Consider the following 11,418-nt stretch of genomic DNA (forward strand, 5'->3'; position numbering starts at 1 on the left):
GAGGCGCTACGGCACCTGCGCGGGCTTGAGCGGCAGGGCGGCCCAGATCACCTTGCCGCCGCTCGCCGTGTGCTCGACGTCGCAGACGCCGGCCGCCTCCCGGGTCACCTCGCGCACCAGGAGCAGTCCCCGGCCGCCGGTCTCGTCGTGGTCGGCCACCAGGGCGGTCGGGCGGTAGGGGTGGTTGTCCTCGACGGACACCCGCACCCACTCGGCGCCGACGGCGACCTCCACGGCGAGGGTCGGCGACAGCAGCACCGCGTGCCGGACCACGTTGGTGACCAGCTCGGAGACGATGAGCAACAGCCCCTGCAGCAGCTCGTCCGAGAGGGGCACGCCCTGCCGGAAGAGCAGGTCCCGTACGGCGTGCCGGGCCTGCGGGACGGAGGCGTCGACCGCGGAGGCGGTGAACCGCCAGACTCCCTCGTACGGCAGCGGATCCGGCGGGGCTACGGCTGGGACGGGATCCGGGGGATCGTCTCTGCCGCCTTCTGGGCGTGGGTCCGACCCACGCCCGTGGTTCTCCATCGTCCGGTCGCCACCCTTGCGCTCGATTGTCACCACCCGATGAGTGTTGGCATGGACCCGCGCCACCCCGGATGACTGAACAGAAGTCAGCAGTTATCGGACGCTTTCTGAGCGTTTCTGCATGGCCCGATCGACTGTGGGACCGTCCCTGTTCCTCTCGTGCCGACTTCGTGAACTCTTCGGGTAGTACGTAGCATCCAGCGCATGGAGCCCCGCCTGCTGCACGACGTCACCGACTCGGTCGCCACCGTCGTCGTCCACCATCCCGGCAAGCGCAACGCGATGACCGCCGGGATGTGGCGGGCGCTGCCGCCGCTGCTCGACACGCTCGCCACCGACCCGGCGGTACGGGCGCTCGTGCTGACCGGTGAGGGCGGGACGTTCTGTGCCGGGGCCGACATCTCCACGCTGCGGCAGTCCGCAGGTGAGGCGCAGGGGCTTGCGGTGCTCGCGGAGGAGGCGCTCGCGGCGTTCCCGAAGCCGACGCTGGCGGCGATCCGCGGTCATTGTGTGGGCGGCGGGGCGCAGTTGGCGGCGGCCTGTGATCTGCGGTTCGCCGAGGAGGGCGCGCTGTTCGGGGTGACGCCGGCGAAGCTCGGGATCGTGTATCCGGCGTCCGCGACACGGCGGTTGGTGTCGCTGGTGGGTCCCGGGACCGCCAAGTACCTGCTGTTCTCGGGCGAGTTGATCGACGCGGAACGGGCGCTGCGTACCGGGTTCGTCGACGAGCTGCTCCCCGAGGGCGAACTCGCCAAGCGGGTCGCGGAGTTCACCCGGGTGCTGGTCTCCCGCTCGCAGTTGACGCAGGCGTCGGCGAAGGAGTTCGCCAACGGGCGTACGGACAGGGACGGTTACTGGGCCGAGCAGGTGCGCGGCAGCGGCGACACCGCGGAGGGCGTCGCCGCGTTCCTGGAGCGCCGGGCGCCGCGCTTCACCTGGACGGCGTCAGGCGCTGCCGCAGAGACTGCTTAGGGACTACTTCAGGATGAAGCGGCTGCTCGCACGGAACCTCTCGACGAGGTGCGCGGGCGCCTTCTCCGGGGACCCCGCGTCGTAGGGCGGCTGCGGGTCGTACTCGGTCAACAGCTGGACGGCCTGGGCGTGTTCGTCGCCCGCGATCCGGCCGAGCAGGGTGAGGCCCATGTCGATGCCGGAGGAGACACCGGCCGCGGTGACGTACTTGCCGTCGGTCACCACCCGCTCCCCCGTGGGCTCGACACCGAACTGCTTCAGGTGGTCCAGGGCCAGCCAGTGGGAGGTCGCGCGGCGGCCCTGGAGCAGTCCGGCGGCGGCCAGCAGCAGGGAGCCCGTGCACACCGAGGTCGTCCATGTGGTCGTGGCGTCGGCTGTGCGCAGCCAGTCCAGGAGGGTCGCGTTCTCCATCTGTTGGGTCTGGCCGGGGCCGCCCGGGACGACCACGATGTCGGGGTGCGGTACGTCGGCGAGGGTGCGGTCGGCGACGAGCGCCAGGTTTCCGGTTTCGTTGCGGACGGGGCCGGTCCGCTCGGCGACGAAGACGGTCTCCGAGTCCGGGAGGCGGCCGAGGGTCTCGTAGGGGCCTACCGCGTCCAGGGCGGTGAAACGGTCGAAGAGGACGATGGCGATCTGCATCGGGGCCTTTCGGGTTCGGTGGTTCGTTTACTGCCGGTCCGTTGTGGCTGGTCGCGCCCCGCGGCGGAGCCGCAAATGGACTCAGCCCCGCGCCCCTGAAGGGGCGCTGTCCGCGTCCGGCGTTCCGCGGGCGGGAGTTGCCCGGGCGCTCCGTGTCGGGTGGAAGCGGCGGCGGTACTCCGCCGGGGCCGTGCCGAGGGTCTTGAGGAAGGCTCGGCGCATGGACTCGGGGGTGCCGTAGCCGCTGGCTCGGGAGATCTCCTCGACTCCGTCGGCGGTGTCCTCCAGGAGGCGGCGGGCGTGTTCGAGGCGGACGCGGTCGACGTAGCGGCCGGGGGTCATGCCTGTCTCGGACTGGAAGGCGCGGGCGAAGTGGCGGGGCGAGAGGCGGGCGCGGGTGGCGAGGGAATCGACGCTCAGGTCCTCGTCGGGGTGCTCGGTGATCCACTGCTGGACCTCGCGGAGGGGCTCCCGCTGGGCCGTCTGGGCGGCGAGCTGGGCGCTGAACTGGGCCTGGTTCCCCGGCCGGCGCAGGAACACGACCAGGTGGCGGGCGATGGTCAGCGCCGTGTCCCGGCCCAGGTCCTCCTCGACCAGGGCGAGGGCGAGATCGATGCCCGAGGTGACACCGGCCGAGGTGGAGACGGGTCCGTCGCGGACGTAGATCGGGTCCGGGTCGACCTCGATGGCAGGGTGGTCGCGGGCGAGCTTCGCGCAGTACGCCCAGTGCGTGGTGGCCCGGCGACCGTCCAGGAGGCCCGCCTCGGCGAGCAGGATTGCTCCAGTGCACACGGAGACCAGGCGTTCGGCGTGCGGGCCGTGTGCGCGCAGCCAGTCGGTCACACGCGGGTCCGGGCCGCGCGTGCCCGGGCCGCCGGGGACGAGGAGCGTGTGCGGGGCGGGCGCGTCGGGGAGGGCCGAGTCCGGTACGACGGTCAGGCCGCTGGAGGTGCGCACCGGGCCGCCGTCCAGGGAGGCCGTACGGATGCGATAGGTCCCCGGGGCTTGTGTCTCGGCGCCCGCGAATACCTCCACCGGGCCGGTGACGTCGAGGCTCTGGACGTCGTCGAAGAGGACCACCAGGACGGTTCGCATGCCGTCGATTCTTCGCGCTCCGCGCTATGGCCGCAATGACGGGTACCCCACCTTTCCTGCCATCCGAAGCCCACCCCTGGAGCCCGTACCGACCAGTCGGTAACGTGGCCGCCATGACTACTGCCGCCGTCGATCCCCGGGCCGGGCGCCGCTGCCACAACGCGCTCAACTCCCTGCACGCCACGCTCTACTTCTCGCCCGACCTGGGGAAGGAGTTCGGCGCTCTCGGAGTCACGCATCCCGGGGCCGTCAACTTCGCCGTACGGGCGGCGGCGATGGGCCCGGTCGGTCCCGGCACGGTGACGGCGACCTTCTACAACTACAAGTACGACCTCGTGGCCCGGCACGTGCCCGCCGTGTGGGAGACCGCCTCCCCGGAGCAGTGCCTCCACGCACGCGCGCGTGCCGTCGACGCGACCCTGCGGCGCCTGCTCGGCGAGGACGCGGTCGCGTCGGAGGAGATGGCTGAGGCGGCGCGGCTGGCACTGCGGGCCGCCGAAGCGTGCTCGCGTCCCGCCCGGCCCCTGTACGCGGCCCACGCCGATCTGCCGCTCCCCGAGGAGCCGCACCTCGCCTACTTCCACGCGGCCACGCTGCTGCGCGAGCACCGCGGCGACGGTCACCTGGCCGTCCTGATGTCCGCCGGGCTCGACGGCCTGGAGGCCGTGGTCACCCACACCGCGACCGGCAAGGGCATGGCCCCGAAGTGGGTGTTCGGCACGCGCGGATGGAACCAGGACGAGTGGGACGCCGCTTCGGGACGGCTCCGGGAGCGCGGACTGCTCGACGGGGACGGCGAGTTGACGGAGGCGGGGGTCGCGCTGCGCGCCGGGATCGAGGCGGAGACGGACCGGCTGGACCGGGCGCCGTACGCGCATCTGGGGGCCGCAGGGGTCGTACGTCTGACCGAACTGGCGACCGGGTTCGCGCGGCTCGCGCTCGCGGCCGGGGCGTTTCCCCGGGATCTGCTCGGCAAGAGCTAGGCACCGGACCCGCAGGACAGCGCCCTGATCCCCGACTGTCGGTGTCACCTGCCACAATTGCCGCGCAACCTCAGTGGAGAAGGCGGTACGGGCGTGACGACACCCCTCGTAGGGTCCATCGAAGGCAGGATCGCCGAGGAGCTCGGCGTACGGGAGCGGCAGGTGAAGGCTGCCGTCGAGCTGCTCGACGGCGGTTCGACGGTTCCCTTCATCGCCCGCTACCGCAAGGAAGCGACCGAGATGCTCGACGACGCGCAACTGCGCACGCTCGAAGAGCGGCTGCGGTATCTGCGGGAGCTGGAGGAGCGGCGGACCGCGATCCTCGAATCGGTGCGCGAGCAGGGCAAACTCACCGGAGAGTTGGAGGCGCAGATCCGCGCCGCCGAGACCAAGGCGCGGCTAGAGGACATCTACCTGCCCTACAAGCCCAAGCGGCGCACCAAGGCGCAGATCGCGCGCGAGGCGGGCCTGGAGCCGCTCGCGGAGGGGCTGTTGGGCGACCCGTCCGTGGAACCGCTGGCCGCTGCCGCCGCGTTCGTCGACGCCGACAAGGGTGTCGCCGATCCGCAGGCCGCTCTCGACGGCGCCCGGGCGATCCTCACCGAGCGGTTCTCGGAGGACGCGGACCTGATCGGCGAACTGCGTGAGCGGATGTGGGGGCGCGGGCGCCTCGCCGCGAAGGTGCGGGACGGCAAGGAGGAGGCGGGCGCCAAGTTCGCCGACTACTTCGACTTCTCGGAGCCGTTCACCGCGCTGCCCTCGCACCGCATCCTCGCGATGCTGCGCGGCGAGAAGGAGGACGTCCTCGATCTCGTCCTGGAGCCCGAGGAGGACACCGAGGGACCTTCCTCCTACGAGGGGATGGTCGCCCACCGCTTCCAGATCCTCGACCGGGGCCGTCCCGGCGACAAGTGGCTTCAGGACACGGTCCGTTGGGCCTGGCGCACCCGCATCCTCGTGCACCTCGGCATCGACCTGCGGCTGCGGCTGCGTACGGCCGCCGAGGACGAGGCGGTCAACGTCTTCGCCTCGAACCTGCGGGACCTGCTGCTCGCCGCGCCGGCCGGCACGCGCGCGACGCTGGGGCTGGACCCCGGTTTCCGTACGGGCGTGAAGGTGGCCGTCGTCGACGCGACCGGCAAGGTCGTCGCCACGGACGTGATCTACCCGCACGTCCCGGCCAACAAGTGGGACGACGCCCTCGCCAAGCTGGCCCGGCTCTCCGCGCAGCACTCGGTCGAGCTGATCGCGATCGGCAACGGCACGGCGTCCCGCGAGACCGACAAGCTCGCCGGTGAACTCATCGCCAAACACCCGGAGTTGAACCTCACCAAGGTGATGGTGTCCGAGGCCGGCGCGTCCGTGTACTCGGCGTCCGCGTTCGCCTCGCAGGAACTGCCCGACATGGACGTCTCGTTGCGCGGCGCCGTCTCCATCGCGCGCCGACTCCAGGACCCGCTCGCGGAGTTGGTGAAGATCGACCCCAAGTCGATCGGTGTCGGCCAGTACCAGCACGACCTGTCCGAGGTGAAGCTGTCGCGTTCGCTGGACGCGGTGGTCGAGGACTGTGTGAACGGCGTCGGCGTGGACGTCAACACGGCCTCCGCGCCGCTGCTTTCCCGCGTCTCCGGCATCACCTCCGGCCTCGCCGAGAACATCGTGTCGCACCGCGACGCCAATGGCCCGTTCAAGTCGCGCACGCAGCTGAAGAACGTGGCACGGCTCGGCCCGAAGGCGTACGAGCAGTGCGCGGGCTTCCTGCGCATCCGGGGCGGCGACGACCCGCTCGACTCCTCCAGCGTGCACCCCGAGGCGTATCCGGTGGTGCGGCGGATGGTGAAGACGGCGGGCAGCGAGGTGGCGTCGCTGATCGGCAACACGTCCGTACTGCGCTCGCTGAAGCCGACCGAGTTCGTGGACGAGACGTTCGGTCTGCCCACCGTGACCGACATCCTCAAGGAGCTGGAGAAGCCGGGGCGCGACCCTCGGCCCGCGTTCAAGACGGCCACATTCAAGGACGGCGTCGAGAAGATCTCCGACCTCGCCCCCGGGATGGTCCTGGAGGGTGTCGTCACGAACGTCGCCGCGTTCGGGGCGTTCATCGACGTCGGGGTCCACCAGGACGGTCTGGCGCACGTTTCCGCCCTGTCCAAGACGTTCGTCAAGGACCCGCGGGATGTGGTGAAGCCGGGTGACATCGTCAAGGTGAAGGTCCTCGACGTGGACATCCCCCGGAAGCGGATCTCGTTGACGCTGCGGCTCGACGACGAGGCGGTGGCCTCCGGCGGGGAGCGGCGGCAGCAGGGTGGGGGTGGCGAGCGTCGGCAGCAGGGCGGTGGGCGTCCGCCGCAGCAACGGCAGCAGCGGCAGGGGGGTCAAGGCAGCGGGTCGCGGCAGGCGGCTCCGCCGCCGGGGAACAGTGCGATGGCCGATGCTCTGCGCAAGGCGGGGTTGCTGGACCCGGGTAAGAAGAAGCGCTGACGGCTTCGCCGGTCAGGTTGTGGGGAGCTGCGGGCCGGTGGGGGCTGGTCGCGCAGTTCCCCGCGCCCCTGGGGTGAGGACGCTGGGCGGCGAAAATGGGTGGACGTTGATCATCTCGCCGACAGACTGGGGGCATGAATCCACCGGACTTCAAAGCCGATCTGCGCGTCTTTCTGCAGGACTCCCGGGACGCGCTGCTGTGGAAGCTCGAAGGGCTGTCGGAGTACGACATCCGGCGGCCGATGACGCCGACCGGCACCAATCTGCTGGGGCTGGTCAAGCATCTGGCCGGGGCCGAGGCGTTCTACTTCGGGACGGTGTTCGGGCGGCCGGTCGACGGGCCGGAGTTGTGGATCGCGGGGGACGCCGAGCCGAACGCGGACCTGTGGGCGACGCCGGACGAGACACGTGAGCAGATCGTCGGCGACTACCGGCGGATCTGCGCCCACTCCGACGCGACGATCGAGGCACTCCCCCTCGATGCGATCGGCCGCATGCCCGGCGAGGGAGGCAACGAACTCACCCTGCACCGCACCCTCGTCCACATGACCTACGAGACGTCCCGGCACGCAGGCCACGCCGACGTCGTACGAGAACTCATCGACGGGGCGGTGGGGCAACGGGCCGGGGGCACCAACATGGCTCTTGGCGACGCGAGTTGGTGGGCGGAACATCGAAGCCGAGTGGAGCGGGCCGCCCTTAAGGGGCGCGGGGCTGAGACTATTTGCGGCTCCGCCGCGGGGCGCGACCAGCCCCCACCGCCCCGCAGTGAACGAACAACCTGAACCTCACCGCCACTCACCGCTGCTCCGTCACCTTCCCGTCCGCAACCTCCAACCGCCGAGTCACCTGAACCGCGTCCAGCATCCGCCGATCATGAGTGACCAACAGCAACGTGCCCTCATACGCATCGAGCGCCGACTCCAGTTGCTCGATAGCCGGAAGGTCCAGGTGGTTCGTCGGCTCGTCCAGCACCAGGAGATTCACCCCGCGTCCCTGAAGAAGGGCCAGAGCAGAACGGGTCCGCTCACCCGGGGACAGGGTCCCGGCCGGACGCATCACGTGGTGCGCCTTGAGCCCGAACTTGGCCAGCAGCGTGCGGACTTCGGCGGGCTCCGTGTCCGGCACGGCCGCGCAGAACGCGTCGAGCAGCGACTCCGTACCGTGGAACAACTGCCGCGCCTGATCGACCTCGCCCACCAGAACACCCGAGCCCAGCGTCGCGTGCCCGGCGTCCAGCGGGATACGCCCGAGCAGCGCGCCGAGAAGCGTCGACTTGCCCGCACCGTTCGCGCCGGTCACCGCGACCCGGTCCGCCCAGTCGATCTGCAGGGACACCGGCCCGAAGCTGAAGTCACCCCGCCGTACCTCGGCATCCCGCAGCGTCGCCACGACCGCACCGGAGCGCGGCGCGGACGCGATCTCCATCCGCAGCTCCCACTCCTTGCGGGGCTCCTCGACGACATCGAGGCGTTCGATCATCCGCTGGGTCTGCCGCGCCTTCGCCGCCTGCTTCTCGCTCGCCTCGCTGCGGAACTTGCGGCCGATCTTGTCGTTGTCGTTGTTCGCCTTGCGGCGGGCGTTCTTGACGCCCTTGTCCATCCAGCCGCGCTGCATCTGCGCCCGGTCCTGGAGCGCGGAGCGCTTGTCGGCGTACTCCTCGAAGTCGTCGCGGGCGTGCCGGCGTGCCACGTCCCGCTCCTCCAAGTAGGCCTCGTAGCCGCCGCCGTAGAGGTTGATCTGGTTCTGGGCCAGGTCGAGTTCGAGGACCTTGGTGACCGTGCGGGTGAGGAACTCGCGGTCGTGCGACACGACGACCGTGCCCGCGCGCAGGCCGGAGACGAAGCGTTCGAGGCGCTCCAGGCCATCGAGGTCCAGGTCGTTGGTGGGCTCGTCGAGCAGGAAGACGTCGTAGCGGGAGAGGAGGAGGGAAGCCAGGCCCGCGCGTGCCGCCTGGCCGCCGGACAGGGACGTCATCGGCTGGTCCAGGTCGATCGCCAGGCCCAGCGAGTCGGCGATCTCCTCGGCCCGTTCGTCGAGGTCCGCGCCGCCGAGGTCGAGCCAGCGCTCCAGGCTCGCCGAGTACGCGTCGTCGGCGCCGGGTGCGCCGTCGACCAGTGCCTGCGTGGCCTCGTCCATCGTGCGTTGCGCCTCGGCGACTCCCGTGCGGCGCGCGAGGAATGCGCGCACGCTCTCGCCCGGGCGCCGTTCCGGCTCCTGCGGGAGGTGGCCTACGGTCGCTGCCGGCGGGGAGAGGCGCAGCTCGCCCTCCTCGGGGGCGAGGAGCCCGGCGAGCATCCTGAGCAGGGTGGACTTGCCCGCGCCGTTGGCACCGACAAGGCCGATCACATCGCCGGGGGCGACGACGAGGTCGAGCCCGGTGAAGAGGGCGCGGTCGCCGTGTCCGGCGGCGAGATTCTTGGCGACGAGAGTGGCAGTCATCAGACCGCCGATCCTAATCGGTCCCCTTCGCCGTCGGCGCCGCGGCTTTCACCGCGCCATCGCCTCCACCAGTACGCTCCCGGTCGTCCGGGCCACGACGAAGGACTCGCCCTTCACTGCCTTCGCGTCGAGGGCGATGCGGTGGCGGCCGGGTTCCAGGACGCCGTCGAAGACCTCCTGCGTGTGGCTGCGGTACAGGCGGTCGAGGCGGTACGCCGTGACGCGCACCCGGCACGGTGAGGTGACCTCGATGCCCGCCTCGCCGTCGGCCGCTACCAGGCGGGTCAGCCGGTGCTGCCCGGCGGGGCGGCGGTCCAGGGCGTGTTCGATCTGGGCGACGAGGAGCGGGACGATGGGCGCGAGGCCGTCGACGTACGCCACGTCGACCCCGGCACGGTCGAACGCGGCCCGTACGGCGGCCCGTTGCTCCCCCGTGACGGCCCGGCCGAACGCTACGGCACCGTAGCCGCGGAGTTCGTCGGCGGGGACGTGGGTCGCGTCGTTGGTGATGTCGGCGCCGATGCCGATGGCGCGCAGGGCGGCGGCGAGCTTGGCGAGGATCGCGACGCGGGCGCCGATCAGCAGGACGCGGCGTTTGGCGACCGGGGGCTCGGTGCCGTCGATGAGGGAGTCGAGGGCCGCGCGGTACTCGGCTCCGGCGAAGCGGAAGGGCCCTATGCCGTGGTAGCCGTTGCGCTCCAGGTCGGCGTGTTCGTCGGTCTGCCAGGCGAAGTCGCGCCAGATGTAGTCGGCGCCGTCCTGCTGGATGACGGCGGTGACGGCGCCGCAGGCCAGGTCCTCGCACTCGGGGCAACCGTAGATGACGTAGCGGCCGCCCTTCAGGGGTGGGTCCGTCTCCAGGAGGAGGCTGCGGACCTGGGCGGTGAAGATCGCCGGGGGGATGTCGGAGGCGAGCGGGGAGACGGCGTCCAGGTCGGTGAGCCGGAACAGCAGCGGGCGTCCGTCGACGATGAAGTCGACGAAGTCCCGGTGCACCTGGTAGCCGCCGTCCGCGAGGACTTCACCGGCACGCATCGCCGGTGCCAGGCCGAAGGCCGCGTATTCGGCAGACATGCTGTGAGTATCCCCAGAGCGAGGGGATCTGAGCACTGCATGGCGTATTCCGCTACCGTCCGCGCATGGACAGGGGCATGAGTGGCGATGTGATCGTGGTCGGCGGGGGCGTCATCGGGTTGACGACGGCGGTCGTGCTGGCGGAGCGCGGTGCCCGGGTGCGGGTGTGGACGCGGGAGCCCGTCGAGCTGACGACCTCGGCGGTCGCGGGCGCGCTGTGGTGGCCGTACCGGATCGAGCCGGAGGCGCTCGTCGGTGAGTGGGCGCTCCAATCCCTCGCCGTGTACGAGGAGTTGGCGGCGCGGCCCGAGGAGACGGGCGTACGCCTGGTCGAGGGTGTACAGGGCGAGACGCGGCTGGACGAGCTGGGGTCGTGGGCGGCAAGGGTGCCGGGGCTGCGGCCTGCGCTGGCCGAGGAGTACGCGGACGGCGGGCTGTGGGCGCGGTTGCCGCTGATCGACATGCCGGCCCATCTGCCGTGGCTGCGGGGGCGGTTCCTGGAGCTGGGCGGGACCGTCGAGGAGCAGTCGGTGGTGGATCTCACGGAGGTGCCGGCGGCCGTCGTGGTCAACTGCACGGGGCTGGACTCCCTGGACCTCGTGCCCGATCCCTCGGTGCGGCCGGTGCGCGGGCAGTTGGTCGTCGTGGAGAACCCGGGGATCACGACCTGGCTGACGTCCGTCGACCACTCGGCGGACACGTCCACGTACTTCTTCCCGCAGCCGGGCGGGCTGATCCTGGGCGGCACGGCCGAGGAGGACGCCTGGTCGATGACGCCCGATCCCGCGGTCGCCGAGGCGATCATCGCCCGCTGCGCGGCGATCCGGCCGGAGATCGCCGAGGCGCGGGTGCTGGAACACCGGGTGGGCTTGCGGCCCACCCGGCCCTCGGTGCGCCTGGAGCGTGAAGTACTGCGGGACGGACGGGTGTTGGTGCACAACTACGGTCACGGTGGAGCGGGGATCACGGTGGCGTGGGGGTGTGCGCGGGAGGCCGCGGAGCTGGTGGAGGCGGGGCGGGGCTGAGCCGCGAGGCTCGGGATCAGGTCCTCGGGGCGGCCCACCTGTACGACATGCCAGAACTCGGTGTGGGGGGGGGGGGCCCCCCCCCCCCCCCCCCCCCCCCCCCCCCCCCGGTGGGGGGGGGGGGGGGCCCCCGGCCACGGGCTGGGGGGTTGGCGCGGGCAACCCCCCGCGGCTCGAGA

At 71.4% G+C, this 11,418-nt stretch carries 10 protein-coding genes; 5 read left to right on the top strand and 5 right to left on the bottom strand.

All coding sequences use genetic code 11. From position 1 onward, the window contains the following. Positions 1–6: 6 nt before the first annotated feature. A complete protein-coding gene (locus ACGFY9_RS45565) occupies positions 7–528 on the bottom strand; it encodes an ATP-binding protein (RefSeq protein WP_393764557.1) in 522 nt (173 codons plus the stop codon). A gap of 204 nt (positions 529–732) precedes the next feature. Here ACGFY9_RS45565 and ACGFY9_RS45570 point away from each other — a divergent pair, with 204 nt between their 5' ends. After that, positions 733–1,500 carry an enoyl-CoA hydratase/isomerase family protein gene (locus ACGFY9_RS45570; RefSeq protein ID WP_393764517.1) on the top strand — a complete coding sequence of 256 codons (768 nt, stop codon included), beginning with the start codon at positions 733–735 and terminating at the stop codon, positions 1,498–1,500. Positions 1,501–1,503: 3 nt separating this feature from the next. On the opposite strand, the gene ACGFY9_RS45575 is transcribed toward ACGFY9_RS45570, so the two are convergent. Both ACGFY9_RS45575 and ACGFY9_RS45580 read right to left on the bottom strand, forming a co-directional pair. After that, a complete protein-coding gene (locus tag ACGFY9_RS45575) occupies positions 1,504–2,139 on the bottom strand; it encodes a DJ-1/PfpI family protein (RefSeq protein WP_393764519.1) in 636 nt (211 codons plus the stop codon). A gap of 81 nt (positions 2,140–2,220) precedes the next feature. Then, complete coding sequence (locus ACGFY9_RS45580; protein WP_393764521.1) at positions 2,221–3,234, bottom strand: GlxA family transcriptional regulator; 1,014 nt, start codon at positions 3,232–3,234, stop codon at positions 2,221–2,223. 113 nt (positions 3,235–3,347) lie between these two features. On the opposite strand from ACGFY9_RS45580, the gene ACGFY9_RS45585 reads away from it, so the two are divergent. The 3 genes from ACGFY9_RS45585 (at position 3,348) to ACGFY9_RS45595 (ending at position 7,483) form a co-directional block, all read left to right on the top strand. Beyond that, positions 3,348–4,217: a hypothetical protein gene (locus ACGFY9_RS45585; RefSeq protein WP_393764523.1), complete on the top strand. Its 870-nt coding sequence runs from the start codon at positions 3,348–3,350 to the stop codon at positions 4,215–4,217. A 93-nt stretch (positions 4,218–4,310) separates the two neighbouring features. Continuing rightward, positions 4,311–6,698 (top strand): Tex family protein, encoded by a 2,388-nt coding sequence (locus ACGFY9_RS45590; RefSeq protein ID WP_393764525.1) that lies wholly within the window; start codon positions 4,311–4,313, stop codon positions 6,696–6,698. 134 nt (positions 6,699–6,832) lie between these two features. Continuing rightward, complete coding sequence (locus ACGFY9_RS45595; RefSeq protein WP_393764527.1) at positions 6,833–7,483, top strand: DinB family protein; 651 nt, start codon at positions 6,833–6,835, stop codon at positions 7,481–7,483. A gap of 13 nt (positions 7,484–7,496) precedes the next feature. Here the strand turns inward: ACGFY9_RS45595 and ACGFY9_RS45600 are convergent, their stop codons facing one another. Both ACGFY9_RS45600 and ACGFY9_RS45605 read right to left on the bottom strand, forming a co-directional pair. After that, positions 7,497–9,140, bottom strand: a complete 1,644-nt coding sequence (locus ACGFY9_RS45600) for an ABC-F family ATP-binding cassette domain-containing protein (protein WP_393764529.1) — start codon at positions 9,138–9,140, stop codon at positions 7,497–7,499. A 48-nt stretch (positions 9,141–9,188) separates the two neighbouring features. Next, positions 9,189–10,214, bottom strand: coding sequence for an oxidoreductase (locus ACGFY9_RS45605; RefSeq protein WP_393764531.1), 1,026 nt, complete (start codon positions 10,212–10,214; stop codon positions 9,189–9,191). Between the two features lie 65 nt (positions 10,215–10,279). Between ACGFY9_RS45605 and ACGFY9_RS45610 the strand changes: the two genes are divergently transcribed. Then, entirely contained in the window at positions 10,280–11,239 is a 960-nt protein-coding gene (locus ACGFY9_RS45610; protein ID WP_393764533.1) for an FAD-dependent oxidoreductase, read from the top strand. The last annotated feature ends 179 nt before the right edge of the window (positions 11,240–11,418 follow it).

Source organism: Streptomyces sp. NPDC048504 (genome assembly GCF_043200035.1).
Taxonomy (GTDB): domain Bacteria; phylum Actinomycetota; class Actinomycetes; order Streptomycetales; family Streptomycetaceae; genus Streptomyces.

Bases quoted from the DNA above. Each gene is read 5' to 3' on its own strand.
- ACGFY9_RS45600 (WP_393764529.1), bottom strand. From the start codon at position 9,140: ATGACTGCCACTCTCGTCGCCAAGAATCTCGCCGCCGGACACGGCGAC.
- ACGFY9_RS45570 (WP_393764517.1), top strand. From the start codon at position 733: ATGGAGCCCCGCCTGCTGCACGACGTCACCGACTCGGTCGCCACCGTC.
- ACGFY9_RS45595 (WP_393764527.1), top strand. From the start codon at position 6,833: ATGAATCCACCGGACTTCAAAGCCGATCTGCGCGTCTTTCTGCAGGAC.
- ACGFY9_RS45585 (WP_393764523.1), top strand. From the start codon at position 3,348: ATGACTACTGCCGCCGTCGATCCCCGGGCCGGGCGCCGCTGCCACAAC.
- ACGFY9_RS45575 (WP_393764519.1), bottom strand. From the start codon at position 2,139: ATGCAGATCGCCATCGTCCTCTTCGACCGTTTCACCGCCCTGGACGCG.
- ACGFY9_RS45565 (WP_393764557.1), bottom strand. From the start codon at position 528: ATGGAGAACCACGGGCGTGGGTCGGACCCACGCCCAGAAGGCGGCAGA.
- ACGFY9_RS45610 (WP_393764533.1), top strand. From the start codon at position 10,280: ATGGACAGGGGCATGAGTGGCGATGTGATCGTGGTCGGCGGGGGCGTC.
- ACGFY9_RS45580 (WP_393764521.1), bottom strand. From the start codon at position 3,234: ATGCGAACCGTCCTGGTGGTCCTCTTCGACGACGTCCAGAGCCTCGAC.
- ACGFY9_RS45605 (WP_393764531.1), bottom strand. From the start codon at position 10,214: ATGTCTGCCGAATACGCGGCCTTCGGCCTGGCACCGGCGATGCGTGCC.